The 15,583-nt window shown below is 33.0% G+C and carries 17 protein-coding genes; 11 read left to right on the top strand and 6 right to left on the bottom strand.

What is annotated here, in order from left to right:
• The first annotated feature begins 3 nt into the window (after positions 1–3).
• Positions 4–432, top strand: a complete 429-nt coding sequence (locus BMY56_RS02980) for a GNAT family N-acetyltransferase (protein ID WP_091619636.1) — start codon at positions 4–6, stop codon at positions 430–432.
• A 4-nt stretch (positions 433–436) separates the two neighbouring features.
• Here the strand turns inward: BMY56_RS02980 and BMY56_RS02975 are convergent, their stop codons facing one another.
• Positions 437–1,204: an XRE family transcriptional regulator gene (locus BMY56_RS02975; protein ID WP_091619633.1), complete on the bottom strand. Its 768-nt coding sequence runs from the start codon at positions 1,202–1,204 to the stop codon at positions 437–439.
• Between the two features lie 140 nt (positions 1,205–1,344).
• Here BMY56_RS02975 and BMY56_RS02970 point away from each other — a divergent pair, with 140 nt between their 5' ends.
• Both BMY56_RS02970 and BMY56_RS02965 read left to right on the top strand, forming a co-directional pair.
• Entirely contained in the window at positions 1,345–2,604 is a 1,260-nt protein-coding gene (locus BMY56_RS02970) for a putative DNA modification/repair radical SAM protein (protein WP_091619630.1), read from the top strand.
• Between the two features lie 208 nt (positions 2,605–2,812).
• Positions 2,813–3,589 carry a TIGR03915 family putative DNA repair protein gene (locus BMY56_RS02965; protein ID WP_091619627.1) on the top strand — a complete coding sequence of 259 codons (777 nt, stop codon included), beginning with the start codon at positions 2,813–2,815 and terminating at the stop codon, positions 3,587–3,589.
• Between the two features lie 301 nt (positions 3,590–3,890).
• Here the strand turns inward: BMY56_RS02965 and BMY56_RS02960 are convergent, their stop codons facing one another.
• A complete protein-coding gene (locus BMY56_RS02960) occupies positions 3,891–4,538 on the bottom strand; it encodes a helix-hairpin-helix domain-containing protein (protein ID WP_091619624.1) in 648 nt (215 codons plus the stop codon).
• Positions 4,539–4,829: 291 nt separating this feature from the next.
• Between BMY56_RS02960 and BMY56_RS02955 the strand changes: the two genes are divergently transcribed.
• On the top strand, positions 4,830–5,567 hold the full coding sequence (locus BMY56_RS02955) for a YoaK family protein (protein WP_091619620.1): 738 nt from the start codon (positions 4,830–4,832) through the stop codon (positions 5,565–5,567).
• Between the two features lie 218 nt (positions 5,568–5,785).
• Positions 5,786–6,826: an alpha/beta fold hydrolase gene (locus BMY56_RS02950; protein ID WP_091619617.1), complete on the top strand. Its 1,041-nt coding sequence runs from the start codon at positions 5,786–5,788 to the stop codon at positions 6,824–6,826.
• Between the two features lie 34 nt (positions 6,827–6,860).
• On the opposite strand, the gene BMY56_RS02945 is transcribed toward BMY56_RS02950, so the two are convergent.
• The gene (locus BMY56_RS02945) at positions 6,861–7,385 is read right to left on the bottom strand and encodes a hypothetical protein (RefSeq protein WP_091620069.1); all 525 of its coding nucleotides are present in this window, start codon (positions 7,383–7,385) and stop codon (positions 6,861–6,863) included.
• 169 nt (positions 7,386–7,554) lie between these two features.
• On the opposite strand from BMY56_RS02945, the gene BMY56_RS02940 reads away from it, so the two are divergent.
• On the top strand, positions 7,555–8,592 hold the full coding sequence (locus BMY56_RS02940) for a ThuA domain-containing protein (protein WP_177170910.1): 1,038 nt from the start codon (positions 7,555–7,557) through the stop codon (positions 8,590–8,592).
• A gap of 17 nt (positions 8,593–8,609) precedes the next feature.
• Here BMY56_RS02940 and BMY56_RS02935 read toward each other — a convergent pair whose 3' ends face one another.
• A complete protein-coding gene (locus tag BMY56_RS02935; protein ID WP_091619614.1) occupies positions 8,610–9,074 on the bottom strand; it encodes a 3-methyl-2-oxobutanoate hydroxymethyltransferase in 465 nt (154 codons plus the stop codon).
• Between the two features lie 129 nt (positions 9,075–9,203).
• Here BMY56_RS02935 and panB point away from each other — a divergent pair, with 129 nt between their 5' ends.
• Genes panB through BMY56_RS02915 form a run of 4 tightly spaced genes read left to right on the top strand, consistent with a single transcriptional unit; the run spans position 9,204 to position 11,838 of the window.
• The gene (panB, locus tag BMY56_RS02930) at positions 9,204–10,022 is read left to right on the top strand and encodes a 3-methyl-2-oxobutanoate hydroxymethyltransferase (protein WP_091619610.1); all 819 of its coding nucleotides are present in this window, start codon (positions 9,204–9,206) and stop codon (positions 10,020–10,022) included.
• Positions 10,023–10,033: 11 nt separating this feature from the next.
• A complete protein-coding gene (gene lspA / locus BMY56_RS02925; protein ID WP_091619607.1) occupies positions 10,034–10,531 on the top strand; it encodes a signal peptidase II in 498 nt (165 codons plus the stop codon).
• A 42-nt stretch (positions 10,532–10,573) separates the two neighbouring features.
• Complete coding sequence (locus BMY56_RS02920; protein WP_091619604.1) at positions 10,574–11,272, top strand: RluA family pseudouridine synthase; 699 nt, start codon at positions 10,574–10,576, stop codon at positions 11,270–11,272.
• A 35-nt stretch (positions 11,273–11,307) separates the two neighbouring features.
• On the top strand, positions 11,308–11,838 hold the full coding sequence (locus BMY56_RS02915; RefSeq protein WP_245737124.1) for a DUF4252 domain-containing protein: 531 nt from the start codon (positions 11,308–11,310) through the stop codon (positions 11,836–11,838).
• Here the strand turns inward: BMY56_RS02915 and BMY56_RS02910 are convergent, their stop codons facing one another.
• Positions 11,839–12,708, bottom strand: coding sequence for a DMT family transporter (locus BMY56_RS02910; protein WP_245737123.1), 870 nt, complete (start codon positions 12,706–12,708; stop codon positions 11,839–11,841).
• 15 nt (positions 12,709–12,723) lie between these two features.
• The gene (locus BMY56_RS02905) at positions 12,724–14,268 is read right to left on the bottom strand and encodes a hypothetical protein (protein ID WP_091619600.1); all 1,545 of its coding nucleotides are present in this window, start codon (positions 14,266–14,268) and stop codon (positions 12,724–12,726) included.
• Positions 14,269–14,413: 145 nt separating this feature from the next.
• Between BMY56_RS02905 and BMY56_RS02900 the strand changes: the two genes are divergently transcribed.
• Positions 14,414–15,583 carry a 2-isopropylmalate synthase gene (locus BMY56_RS02900; protein ID WP_394332492.1) on the top strand — a complete coding sequence of 390 codons (1,170 nt, stop codon included), beginning with the start codon at positions 14,414–14,416 and terminating at the stop codon, positions 15,581–15,583.

Genomic DNA, 15,583 nt, shown 5'->3' with positions numbered 1-15,583 from the left:
TTTATGACTATTCAACTACTATCTAAAAATGAAGTAACAGATACATTGCAATTGCAGCTTACTGAACTATACAAGCAACTTAATGCAGAGTTGACCCAGTTGGACTTAGCCACTGTTTTATCGAATCACACAACCGATGTAGTAATTTGCAGGGATGGTGACGTATTAGTAGGAATAGCCATGATGGCAAAATATAAAGTGGTTTCAGGCTACAAGGGAATGATAGAAGATGTAGTTGTATCTTCTGAATACCGTGGAAAAGGTATTGGAAGAAAGCTAATGGTAAAACTTTTAGAACAAGCTGAAAAAGAAAAATTAAACGACGTTCTCTTGTTTAGTGGACATCATAGAACTGCTGCAATCGCTCTTTATAAAAGTTTAGGATTTAAGCTAAAAGATAGTGGATTATACGTTAAGAAATATGTTAAGTAATACTTTAATTAACCTTCTTAACGTGCTGTAATTGATTCTTTAGCTCTTGCATTGACTCTTGTAATTGACGAAGTAAACCACTATCTGTAGTAGCATCTACATTAAACGTAATTTTACTACTGACTTCCCATATTTCTTGAATCTGAAAAGGTTTAATATCGTAAGGTGGATAAGTTTCATTCAACGAAATCAAAGTAATATCATTAGAATTAGGACGCTTCTCTATTTTCTTAACCATAATAGAATCTTGCAATACCACGACATACATTTTATTTGCACTTACATGATCTATATGTTCAATTGCTCTCGCCAACACCCATTCACCAGGATGTAAATTAGGCAACATACTATCCCCTTCTACCTGAAATCCCCTATAAGTTGCATTTCTAAATTCAGGAATGGGTAAATCAAAGGCAGGTAATTGCTGATACCAACTAGTATCTGAAATATTTTGAGGATACCCAGCGGCAGCTTTTGCATTTACCAGCACCATGTTATCCCTATTCGCAGAATCAACCGTCACAACTTTTGGAATTACACTAGTTCTGGAAGTTTCTAAATACTGTTCCTCACTTTCCCCAAAAAGCCAAAGCGGATTAATTTTAAACTGTTTTAATAACTCTAAGACCACTTTACCAGAGAGTTTAGTTCGTCCTCGTTCTATATCAGCAGTTGTATTAGATACACCTATACGTGCCGCAAAATCTGCTTGTGTATAACCTAGTTCTCTCCGTAAGTCAATAAATCGTTTTAAAGTAAGTTCGTTTTCCATGGTCTCTTGTTAATCTGAAGAGATATTCCATATCCCATTCTTCATCAAATATAGTCATTATGGATTATTTCCAAAAAATAAATTGGATTATCTCCATATTTAGGAATATATCCATATTTTTGGATTAATTACACATTACTATGGATTTTAATCGAATTAAAGAAAAACTAAACATATTGGCAGATGCAGCCAAGTACGATGTATCGTGCTCGAGTAGCGGTAGTAATCGTAAAAACAAGGATAATGGCCTCGGCGATACCGGTAATGGTATTTGCCATACCTATACCGAAGATGGGCGTTGTGTTTCTCTATTAAAAATACTACTGACCAATCATTGCATATTTGATTGCGCCTATTGCGTAACACGTAAAAGCAATGATATAAAAAGAGCTGCTTTCAAAATTCAGGAGGTTGTTGATTTAACCATAAACTTTTATAGAAGAAATTATATTGAAGGGCTTTTTTTAAGTTCTGGGATATTTAAGAGTGCAGATTATACCATGGAGCGTTTGATTGCCGTTGCAAAGAAACTGCGTGAAGAAGAGAATTTTAACGGATACATTCATTTAAAATCTATACCTGGTGCCAGTGATGAGTTAATGTATGAGGCCGGATTATATGCAGACCGTTTATCTGTAAATATAGAAATCCCCACAATCTCCGGCCTTAAATTATTGGCTCCAGATAAAAAACATGAAGATTTCATAAAACCAATGCTTAAGGTTAAAAATGAAATTATACGATATAATGAAGAACGTAAAATAATAAGAAGCACGGCTAAATACGCCCCTGCAGGACAAAGTACCCAAATGATTATAGGTACAACTGGTGAAAGCGATAAGGACATTATGTATTCTGCTACCCATTTTTACAAGAATTATAACATGAAGCGAGTGTATTATTCTGGCTATGTTCCCATTTCCACAGATAGTAGATTACCTTGTTTAGGCTCAGAGGTTCCTATGTTACGTGAAAATAGATTATACCAAACCGATTGGCTTCTCCGCTTCTATGGTTTCAGTGTGAATGAAATTTTAGATGCTGACCATCCAAATCTTGAAATGGATATTGACCCCAAATTAATGTGGGCCTTACGGAACTTAAACCATTTTCCTGTAGATATAAATAAAGCAGAAAGCCGCATGTTAGCACGTATACCAGGCATTGGTATGGGCTCTGTTCAAAAAATTATAAATGGGAGAAAATTTAGAAACTTAAGTTGGGACCATTTAAAAAAAATGGGAGTAGCTCTTAATAGAGCAAAGTATTTCATCATTTGTAATTCTAATGATTGGGAAAGAAGAGATTTGGATGCATCCAAAATAAAAGGAATGATATTACAATCACAGAATGGTAAATTCAAAAACCACTATAACAATCAATTATCCTTATTCAATTAAAGTTAAACTATATTAAAAATTAATCTTATGGAAAACCTAAATACTGCTCTACATGCACCTAAATTTAATTTTTATATTTCCATTATAGAACGAAGTCAGGTTAAAATATTGGCTTTAGGCTACCAAGTGGTTATGCTAAAAAGCAAATTTAAAAAACAACTTAATTTTTTTGTCAGCGCCATATTATTCAACTTCTAAATTTGTTCAAATGAATACTACAAAAACCTTAATTTATGATGGTAGCTTTAATGGTTTTCTAACTGCAGTTTTTATCGGATTCGAACAAAAAATAACTCATGCCGATATTCAACGGCAAGGTCAAATACAAAGTGGTCTATTTACCGAAACAGAAATAATTTTTACTAATGTTGAAAAAGCACAACGGGTTTGGAACGGTATACGTAAAAAAAGCAATTCAGCCATAAAAAATGTTTACTTCGCTTTCTTAAGCGAACAGAATACTATAGAAGCACTACTCTACCATTATATTCAAAAATTAATGGGAAGCAAATATAATGGAGCAATGGACTTTGGAGATGATTGTGTTTTAAAAATTAATCAACTAACCCATAAAGTAGGTAGAGAAAAACACCGTATGGAAGCGTTTGTTCGATTTCAATTAACCAAAGACGAGGTTTATTTTTCAAATATTGAACCAGATTTTGATGTTCTTCCTCTAATATCTAAGCATTTTAGAAACCGTTATGCGGACCAACAATGGATTATTTATGACCTGAAGCGTAAATACGGACTTTACTACGACATGAATACTGTAGAAATGATATCACTTGATTTAACAGATATTCATGCGAATAATCTTGAAAAAAATTCCGTGTTTACCGATGCAGAATATGAATACCAAGAACTTTGGAACAATTACTTTAAAAGTACCACCATTAAATCTCGGATAAATACCAAGCTCCATGTTCAGCATGTACCCAAAAGATATTGGAAATATCTGTCTGAAAAAAAAGAGACCATATAAATCCCTTGTTCTTTGAAAGTAACCTGGTTCATTACATGCCCATTTCTAAAATGATTAGAACAAAAATTAGGGTAGGTTTTAAAATACCAATAATTTCCAATTAATTCACTGTAACCGTATCTAATTAGGTGAATAAAAACTCAATACCAGTAAACATTGCTTAAATCGAATTCCAGAAAATTATAATACAATTTTCTGTAGCTCTATTATAATTCTACAGATGAACATCCTACAAATAAATCAATAGCCGGTTACCGATTACGGAAATCTTGACACCTCTTGTTCTTACAAATTTTGGTAATTACTTGCCGCCATCTAATTTATCTTGCAGTTTTTTTAATTCGTCCCACTTGTCAGCATTAGCCAATTTTGCTTGTTTTGGCCAAGAACCTGGTTTATGCATTGCATAACGTGGACCAGCTTCTTTAAGAATGCCTTCTAACACTTTTACAGAAACTTTACTTAATTTTTCAAAATCTCCAATTCCTTTTTCAGTTAAAATAGAGGCTATTTTAGGCCCTATTCCCTCAATTTTTTTCAAATCGTCCTTTTTAGCTTTCTTAACCGTTTTCGTCACCGCTTTTGCAGTTGTTTTCTTAATCGTTTTCTTTACCGGTTTCTCATTTTGTGGTATTACCCTTAAATCGACAACACTATTTTGAATACCCGAATATGGTGAAGGCACATAATCATCAGCTGCATGGTCATTGAACCATCCTTTATCATCACTTAAATAGCGAAACTCATACCTTTTTCCATTTTCAAGCTTTATACTTTTCGAATAGGCACTACCTTTCTTTTCCATTTGAAAAGTCCTGTCATTACTCTGCCAATTATTAAAATCACCCAACAATAAAACATTTGATGAACTTGGGGCTTCATTTTCTCTAATTGTAAAGGTTACTAATGTATTTGCCCCTTTGTCTTTTATTTGTTTTTTTAGTGCCATGTCTATAGATTTTATTAAGGTTATATATCTAAATTAGAATTTACTCATTTTCAATGAGTTTACCTTAAAAAAATATTAACAATAATTAATTATCGAAAAAAACTAGCTTTCCTCTGTTTAATAATGCTTTTTAAATAAACCGAATTAAATGTGATTATTAAAATCGCATTTAATCTTACTATAATTTTCCACAAAGGTTATATTAGTTTTGATAAAAAGTAATCATCTTGCATTCCTTGGCTAAACCAGGTCATTAGTCTACATTTAAACATTGTTCAAACTAAAAAATATATGTTTAGACATCAAGGCAAAAGCAGGACTTTAAAACACAACCTGAAAATTGCCACTGTTTTGTCTTTTGTGGCTGGTATTGTAAATATTACAGGGTTTTTAGCGTTTTCTCAATTAACAACAAATGTAACTGGTCACTTTGCATTATTCATAAGTGATGTTGCTAATTTTGAGTTTTGGAATGGAACAATTTATTTACTCTATATTTTTTCATTTCTCTTTGGTTCTTTTTCCTCAAGCTTTTTAATAGAGACCTTTAGAAAAAACAAAAAACTAAACATATTTGTTTTACCTACACTAATAGAATGTTTCATTCTAGCTTCTGTTGGTTTTTTGGGTAGTGCTGTTGTAATAAAATATCCTGATGTAATTATTTGTTTACTTCTTTATGCAATGGGACTACAAAACTCTTTCGTTACAAAAATTTCAAATGCAGTTGTCAGAACAACTCATTTAACAGGACTATTTACAGATTTAGGAATTGAACTATCTCAATTATTATTTCATAAATCTCATCTTAAAACTGAAAAAATAAAAGAGACTATTAAATTACGTATATACATAATTTGTTTCTTTTTTCTCGGGGGAATTATTGGAGGACTACTTTATTCACGTCTTAACTTAAAACTGAACACATTGACTATTGCTTCTTTAATTTTATTAGTTAGTTTATTTTATGATGATTTTAAATATAAAATTATTAAGGTTAAAAGAAGGTATAATCAAAGAAGACAGTAAACAAATCTTGACCATTTCAGAATTTCTTGCTGTAATGACAAGCTTTCAATCTTAGATCATTTGTTATTTAAATTTAAGATACTGATAGGTTGTTATAAGTTTACCAATAATATAAACTCATGTTAACATAGCTGAAGTTGCCAACCGAATTAAAATAGATAAATATCTTTGTAAATTATTCATTTATCGAATTAGCTAATAGAATCCATAATAGCCACATGAAAGTTAAACCCCTGTTATTGATATATTTTGTATTGCCCATGTTTATGTCATTTGGCCAAAGCAAAATTATGGAAGAACGATTTTTGCCCATTGGTGATATTGAACAATGGATTACTATTAAAGGAGAAGATATTACAAACCCTGTAATTCTTTTTATTCATGGCGGGCCGGGTAGCACTATGAGTCAGTATAAAGAAGATATTTATGGTAGTTGGACAAAGGAATTTACACTTGTTCATTGGGATCAAAGGGGAGCTGGCAAAACCTTTGGCAGCAATGCTCCTAAAGAAATAACTGATTTTTTTTTGGCAAACAATCCTTTAAGTGTTGAAGAAATGACCGATGACGGTATTGAACTTACCCAATACCTTCTTAAATATTTAAATAAAAGAAAGGTAATTATTGTTGGTACTTCTTGGGGTTCAATTTTGGCAACTAAAATGGTTTTAAAACAACCAGATTTGTTTCATGCATATGTAGGTCATGCACAATTTATAAATTTTTCTAGCAACATTAAAAATGCTTATGCAGAAATTTACAAAATGGCAAGTGATAGGAAAGATGAAGTAGTCATTGAAAAATTAGAAACCATAGGACCACCACCATATAGTATGGCTAAAAATTATGGGCAACTGTTACGCATTGTAAAGCAATTTGAAAAGGAAAATTCAACCCCCGCTCCTTCTTCATGGTGGAAAATAGCCCCAATTTATGATAACATTAAAGACCAAAATGATAGATATAATGGTGATGATTATTCATTCTTAAATTTAGTTGGTGATAAAAACATTGGGGTAAAGTCGATGGTAAATGATATCAATTTTGAGAAAAACGGATTAATTTTTCATTTACCTGTGTACATGATACAAGGTTCGAATGATATACTAACTTCAAAATATATTAATAAGCCTTATTTTGACAAAATAAGGGCGCCTAAAAAAGAGTACTTTTTAGTTTCGGATGCTGCTCATGGTTTCAATCAATCCATAGTCAATAAACAATACGAAGTAATAAAATCTCTTCGAGTTCAAAAATAACTTAGCTTTTTAAACCCTTGCCATTTATTTACTTCTAACTCTTCTCCCCTACAAAATGGTCGCTTTTATTTTTAAAAAGTACATTAAAGGTAGTCAAGCTGCCATATATTCGAGTTACATACTGTTGTAAATCGACCTTTTCTTGGTCATCTAAATTCTTACTAGAATTTATTTTTTGTTCCATTACTCGAATGCGGTCTCTTACCATCACTATTTTATGAAAAAAAGTATTGATAGGAATTTCCTTATTGCTCATACCCACTTCCCCAGGTTCTAAAACAAGATTACCACCTTTCCATTTATCAGCAATGGCTACTCGCTGAGTTGCATCGCTCCATTTTTGAAGAATTGCGACCAAAGAACTTTCAACATCAAAAAAACTGACCGTATCAACTTCATTGCTTATTGCTTCTATAACTTCAAAATCAGCATCCATTTCAATTGTTTCCAACCCCTTATCCATGAAAGTTACCCAATATTGATTTGAAGACACATTGGTAACCACCCCTTTGCCGAAATCTGCATGTAAAATTCTTGAACCTATTCCTAGTACTCGCATAATATTCATAATTATTTAAGTTGCTAATTTATATCCAACTTTAATCATCCACAAAAAGTTTTGCGTTTATTCATTGGTAAATTATAGAGCGGTAATGGTTTTGCAATCTTATTTAGTACATTTAAAGTCAAGAATTCTTTTAATCCTTTTCAACTATAATATTATCCTCATGAAAAAACTAATGGCATTTTCAATATTTTGTTTAGTACTAATTTCTTGTGGACAGAAAAAAAAGGAAGTCGTAGAACAACCACCAACTAAGCTTAAAGCATTAATTATCGATGGTCAAAACAATCACTATGTTTGGCCTAAGACGACTATGATGATGAAAGATTATCTAGAAGAAACTAATCTCTTCACGGTAGATATTCAACGAATGGATTCTGTTTGGCTAGGTATAAAGTATAATCAAACAAGACCTGAAGCCTATACCTCGTTTATTGAGACGTATCCATTATCCGATAAAACCTATTACATATCTGATAGCCCGATAAAAACTTCTGATTTCACCTTTAATTTTGATGATTACGATGTGATTATTTCAAATTTAGGGGCTGAATCACCTCTTTGGCCAGAAAAAACCAGAAAAGATTTTGAATCTTATATGGCCAATGGTGGCGGTTTTGTGGTTATTCATGCCGCGAATAATGCATGGGGAGAATGGGAAGAATTCAATAAAATGATTGGTTTAGGAGCATGGGGTGGTCGCGACGAAAAATCAGGCCCTTATGTTTATTATAACGATGCTGGTGAAATCATAAAAGATTCTTCAGAAGGAGTTTGTGGTTCTCACGGTCCTGAATATGAATTTCAATTAACTACAAGAGCACCAGAACATCCAATAATGAAAGGCTTACCCAGCAAGTGGTTACATACACCAGATGAATTGTACGAGCGTATGAGAGGGCCTTTTGAAAATGCAACAATATTATCAACTGCCTTTGCCGATGTAGAGAAGAATGCACCGCCATGGGACCCGAATATTAAAGGTTTAGGTCAAAATGTTCCTCAATTAATGGCTATCAATTATGGTAAAGGCCGAGTCTTTCATTCAACTTTAGGCCATTTTGATTATTCGATGGAGTGTGCAGGATTTATTACGACCTTACAACGTGGTGCAGAATGGGCTGCTACTGGAAAGGTAACACAAGAAGTACCAGAAGATTTTCCAACTGCCGATAATACTGCTTCAAGAGGGTGGAAATAAAAAAAGTCACTTTCTTATTATGGCAAAACTGAACAATCACTTTTTCTACGGGTATCTATTAAGTAAATTATTTTCCACGCATTTTCTTCCCTAAAAAGTTGAAAAGAATTTACTCCACAATGATGGAATTTATCGTTAATCCAAAACTCGTAGGGTGTCCAGGCATTTGCCATATTTCCGTCAATTTGAATAGAATAACTTAGTATTCTTTCTTCAAAATTTGTAGAATCTGGTATGCTAATGATAGATTTCACTAAGTCCTCAAAATTTTCAGTTTTTAAAACAGATTTCCCTTCATTGTTAACTCCAATTGTTTGTAGTAGTATTGATGGGTAAACTGTTTTCTTCATGGCAATAGAATCTTTTGCATGAAATGCATCAAAAAATTCAATGATGTTTTGCTTCACCTGTATTTCCTCTTCGGTCTGAGCTAAAGCAACTAAATTCATTAATCCAAAAATGAAAAACAATGGTAGTTTCATGTTAGTAGTTTTTAATACATACGTAATTTAATATAATTTGATCATAAACTAGCTTGAACCGTTATTTGTAATTCAACAATATTCTCATTAAAACTCCTTACTTTTATGGCGCTTAAACGAAAAACAACTATGTCTACTGCTAAAAAAGAATATAAAAGAGTTACGGTAAAATCATTGGTAGAAATGAAGAAGAACGGAGAAAAAATCTCTATGCTTACCTCATATGACTACTCTATGGCCAAAATTGTAGATGCTGCTAAAGTAGATGTCATTTTAGTAGGTGATTCTGCGAGTAATGTAATGGCAGGTCATGAAACGACATTACCAATTACTTTAGACCAAATGATATACCATGCCTCGTCTGTCATAAGAGCGGTAGAACGTGCATTGGTGGTGGTTGATTTACCTTTCGGTAGTTACCAAAGTGACCCAAAGGAAGCTTTGCGATCTGCAATTCGTATTATGAAGGAAAGTGGCGCACATGCTGTAAAGTTAGAGGGTGGAGCAGAAATAAAAGAATCGGTTAAAAGAATTTTAGCTGCAGGTATACCAGTAATGGGTCATTTAGGATTAACACCACAATCTATTTATAAATTTGGAACTTATACGGTTAGGGCTAAAGAAGATGAAGAAGCCGAACAATTAATGGAAGATGCCCTATTACTTGAGAAATTAGGCTGTTTTAGTTTGGTACTAGAAAAAATACCTGCTGAATTGACTAAAACAGTTTCTGAAAGTTTAACTATACCGACTATTGGTATCGGTGGTGGAAAATATGCCGACGGACAAGTGTTGGTAGTTCATGACCTTTTAGGGATGACCCATGAATTTAATCCGCGTTTCTTGCGTAGGTACATGAATCTTTATGAAGAAATGGGCAATGCTATTTCAAATTATGTAAGTGATGTAAAGAGTCAAGATTTTCCTAATGACGAAGAGCAATACTAATTTCTACATGTATGAAAGGTACTAGAAACTTTTCTAAATTTTTGATTTTAATTATTGTTCTACTAACCGTAGGTTGTGACCAAGTTTCGAAAGAATTAACACGAACAAAAGTTGAGCCTAAAGAATACATTCAAGTAATTGGAGAGCATTTTATACTAACCAATGTAGAAAATACTGGCGCAATGTTAGGCTTTGGGCAGCACTTCCCTCCTATTGTAAAACGCTTATTTTTACAAGGATTACCATTACTGGTATTACTAGTATTGCTATATAGAATCTTAACAAAACCAAATTTGAATTTGCTATTACTAATAGCCTTTGCATTAGTAATTGGTGGTGGTATCGGAAATCTAATAGACCGTATAGTACATGGTTCTGTTACCGATTTTTTTCAGATTAGATTAGGTTTCTTTCGTACAGGAATTTTTAATATCGCAGATGTAGCTGTAACTACTGGAATTTTTATGCTACTATTTTTAATTGCAAAAGGAAAAAAGTTAGTATTCTAGACATTTACAATCCATACAACAATCAGATAACAAGAAAATATATTGTCAAAAAAAGAACATTCTACTATAGCTAATTTACAGGTACTTTTTGAGGACAATCATTTGATAGTCATCAATAAAAGGCCTGGAGATATTGTACAGGGCGACAAAACCGGCGATAAACCACTTAGCGATACCGTAAAGGCTTATTTAAAAAAGAAATACAACAAACCAGGCAATGTTTATTTAGGTGTCGTACACCGTCTAGATCGCCCAACATCAGGTATTGTAGTATTTGCAAAGACTTCCAAAGCTTTGCCTAGATTAAATAAAATGTTTGCTGAGAAAGATGCTAAGAAAACCTACTGGGCGGTTGTTAAAAATAGGCCAGATGAGCCCGAGAAAAAGCTGTTACATTGGATGACACGTAATACCAAACAAAACAAGTCTTATGCAAACAGTAAGGAAGTTACTGACAGTAAAAAAGCTATTTTAAGCTACAGGTTAATTAAGAAACTCGATAATTATTATCTTTTAGAAATAGACCTTGAAACAGGAAGACACCATCAAATTCGATCTCAATTAACCGCAATAGGTAGCCCTATTAAAGGTGATCTTAAATACGGATTCAATAGAAGCAACGAAAATGGCAGTATTCATTTACATGCCCGTAAATTAAAATTAATGCATCCTGTTAAGAAAGAATTGCTTGAAATTATTGCTCCTTTACCAAATGACCCTATATGGAACGCATGTCTTTAATTTCACTATTATTAAACACACAAAACACTATGACGATGATACGAAATTTTATTGCTCTGACACTTTTACTAGTTCTTAGTTCTTGTGGAGGTTACAATTCTATTGATACATTTTATAACGCACATAAGAACGATAACCAAGTTACCGCGGTTAGGGTACCTCAATTTATGCTGAGCATGATTAGTGAAATTTCACCTGAAATGCAGTCTTTGGTCGGTACTACTAAAGATTTAAGATACATGCAGTTTCCAAGTGCAACTGCAAGTAGAACTCAATTTTTAAACCAACAGATGAATGGTATAACCGGAAATTCATTCATTGAAGTTTTTAGAAAAAATGACGAATTAAAACGAAATGTGGTTTCTATTCGCGAGAAAAAGAATTCCGTAAAAGAAATATTGATTTACAACAATGACAATCAAACAGGTTCCTTTTTATATTTTAATGGTGATTTTGACCCTATGAAAGTGCGTGAAATGGCTAAAAATGAGCAATTTACTAAATTCGGAAATAACATAATATCTCAATTTGGTGCAAGCACACCAGAAATTAAAACCCCACAATAATTACAATAATTTAGGCTGCTTTTTAGAGCGAATACTTTCTATAACAACGGAACTTAAAATTAGTATCCCTCCTAAAATCGTAGTCCCTTTGGGTATCTCAGAAAGAAATACAGCTCCTATCAGAATACCATAAACTGGTTGAACACTACTTAATATACTTACGGTGGTAATATTGAAATGTTTGAAAGTCATTAAGAACAGCGTATGCCCGATAACTGTAGTCAAAACCGCCAAAGCTACTAAGGCTTGCCATTGGCTGAAAATTTGTTCGGGTGCTATGGTAAATAAAAATGGAAACAACAAGACGCCTACAATAGCTGTTTGATATGTCATTAATATAGATCCGTTATACTTAGCAACTTTTCGTTTTAAAAGAATATTCCTTAAAGCGTAGGCTAATGCAGACAATACTCCAAACCCTATCGCAATGGTATACGAATTTTCAAAATCTAACGACGGACTAAGAAAAAACATACCAGCAAGTACTAAAAATGCTAGAAGCAAGTGAACAAGTTGAAATTTAGTTTTTAAAAGTAATGGCTCTAGAAAAGCAGTAATTACTGGATATGTAAACATGGAGAGCATGCCAATTGCAACATTTGATAGTTTTAATGCATAGAAATAGGTAATCCAATGTACTCCCATCAATACTCCGCTAAGTAAAATTGCTAGGATATCTTTTTTGTAAATGTTAAATGAAAAATTTTTCCATTTACAAAAGAGAAATAATACTAGAAAAGCTAAAATAGCTCGTGCACCAATAGTTACGGGCACAGACAACTGAACATATCTACCTAGTGCACCAGATGTGGCTATAAAAAGCATAGCCAAATTAATTTCTAATAAGTGTTGAATATGATTGTTTTTCATTAAAATGAACTTTCCTTAGCGCGATTTTGCTAAAGCTTTTTCCCTCATAATCTGAGAAACTGGTTTGTTTTGCAAATGACTTTCTAACCAAGAAATAATATCTAAATACAAAAATGCTCTTTTCTCATAAGGATGATCTTCATATTTTTTCAATTCAATATATAACTTTTGAAATTCTGCCTTTAATTGATTCGGATAAATTCCACCAAGACCTCTTAAAAACTTAATCATTTCTTTTTGAACGGCATGCATATCGTTCATTTTCAAAAGAAATTTATACGTGCTTTTCAATTGAACTTCCAAATGATAATCCATACCTGCCTCATAATGGGCTACAAGGCTTAAAACTCGCGCAAAACACATTAGGTCTTCACGCATTTTCAAGTTTTTATTCTCAATAATTTTCTTTAAATATTGTATACAGGTTTTGTTATCACCAACACCAAAATACAAACAGGCAATCTTATAATATAGCACCATTACATGATGAACATCAATTCTATCTCGATGCTTGTTTATACCGTATTCGATAATCTTGACCAAATACAATCCCTTTTCAAAAGTCCCTTCTAGAAAATGCAAATTCAGTTTATTTGCATTGATATACATAAAGACTAATGAATTGATATTGTCATTATCAGGAAATTCCTTCTCTTTAATCGTATTTTCTAATCGCTCTAAAACTTCTTTAAATTGAGAACTATATTGTACATAGAATAAAGATTCTAATAAGTAATGATTTCCCTTTAAAAAAAACACAGGATTAAGGTATATCATATCCTTATGTTCATAAAATAGGTCTACCCATTTACTAGCGTACTTATAACAAGACAGAAAATCTTGGGTTAAAAAACTGTACCACAAATATGCTTTATATAACCATAGTTTCTCACGGAAGCCTAAATCTTCTATATTGTAGAGTGGCAAATGGTCGTTAAAGTAGGTTTTTACTTTTTGATAATCTTCATCGCTACGCACATAACCAACCTTCAACATCATTCCGTATAACTGTAAAGAAAGATTAGAAAGCTTACTTGTCATAACATTATGACCAGAAAGTTCTTTCGCTTGTACGGCAAGTTCATTTGCCCGATCAGGAATACTCCTTGTTATGAACTGAGTTTCAATTACTTTTTCTAGCTCAACAATCTCATAAGCAATATTCTTTTCTTCATTTTCAATAGCCGTGGTTTTTACCTTATCAAGAATTTTCAAACTTTGCTTGTATAATCCTTTCTGATAAAGAATTGTCGCAAAATCAAGTTGTTCCCTAATTTGAACACGAATATTTTGGTTTACCGGATTCAAGCGTAAGCTCACTAAAATCTGCTTATAAAGGTGTGCTTTTAAGTTAGAAAGTTGAGCTTTCTTAACTATCCCACTTTCTAGTATTATTTTCTCATCATAATGCTTAATTTTATCCAATAAATTGAAAAGGGCCAAAAACTTGGCATCGGTATTCACCCCTAATCTGCCAACGTATAGTTTAAATTGACGCTTCTCAGATTTTGATAGTGATTTAACCAAAACGAATAAAGAATCTTTATGCGCATTTGTCATCGTAAAAAAAAGAGTTTAAATAATTGCAAATCAGTGTTTTATATACCTAAAAAAGTGTATTAACGTTGTAAATGACATAACGAAATTTATGAATAGTGTTAATTAGGTAATATATTCGTTCGACGAGTAAAACTACGCAAATATAATGAGTGATATAGTACAAATATTTGATACGACCTTAAGAGATGGAGAGCAAGTTCCTGGCTGTAAATTAGACATGGAACAAAAATTAGTAATTGCTGAACGTCTAGATCTGCTGGGTGTAAATATCATTGAGGCTGGCTTTCCTGTTTCTAGTCCTGGTGACTTCAAATCTGTCGAAGCCATTGCTAAACTCGTTAAAAATGCTACAGTTTGTGGATTAACCCGTGCAGTGAGAAAAGATATAGAAGTTGCTGCTGAAGCATTGAAATATGCTAAAATGCCTAGAATACATACAGGTATTGGCACTTCAGACTCTCATATAAAGTATAAATTCAATTCTAACAGAGATGCAATAATTGAACGAGCAGTTGCTGCAGTGAGTTATGCTAAAACATTTGTAGAAGATGTTGAATTTTACGCTGAGGATGCCGGCCGTACAGATAATGAATTTTTGGCCCGTGTATGCGAAGCTGTCATTAAAGCAGGTGCAACGGTCTTAAATATTCCAGATACTACAGGATACTGCCTACCAGATGAGTATGGAGCTAAAATGAAGTATTTACGTGAAAATGTAAAAGGAATTGATAAAGCAATACTTTCTTGTCATTGTCACAATGATTTAGGATTAGCAACCGCAAATTCTATTGCAGGTGTTTTAAATGGTGCCAGACAAATAGAATGTACTATAAACGGTATCGGTGAACGTGCAGGAAATACTTCTTTAGAAGAAGTGGTCATGATTTTGCGCCAACACCCAGACTTAAACTTAGATACTACCATTAATAGCAAACTACTTTATGATACGAGTCAAATGGTTTCTCGTAAAATGGGTATGATGGTACAGCCTAACAAAGCTATTGTTGGTGCAAATGCATTCGCACATAGTTCTGGCATACATCAAGATGGTGTTATAAAAAATAGAGAAACCTATGAAATTATAGACCCAGCTGATGTTGGTGTTACCGAATCATCGATTGTCCTTACAGCACGTAGCGGAAGAGCTGCATTAGCATACCGAGCAAAAATTGTTGGTTATGAGCTTACCAAAACACAATTAGATTTGGTTTATGAAGAGTTTTTAAAGTATGCAGATTCTAGAAAAGAAGTGAAGGACGATGATATTCATCAAATTATTGAAGCATCGCACATCGATATACAAAGTATTAGCTAA

This window comes from Maribacter orientalis (genome assembly GCF_900109345.1).
Classification (GTDB): domain Bacteria; phylum Bacteroidota; class Bacteroidia; order Flavobacteriales; family Flavobacteriaceae; genus Maribacter; species Maribacter orientalis.
This window is presented reverse-complemented; position numbering and strand designations above follow the sequence as displayed.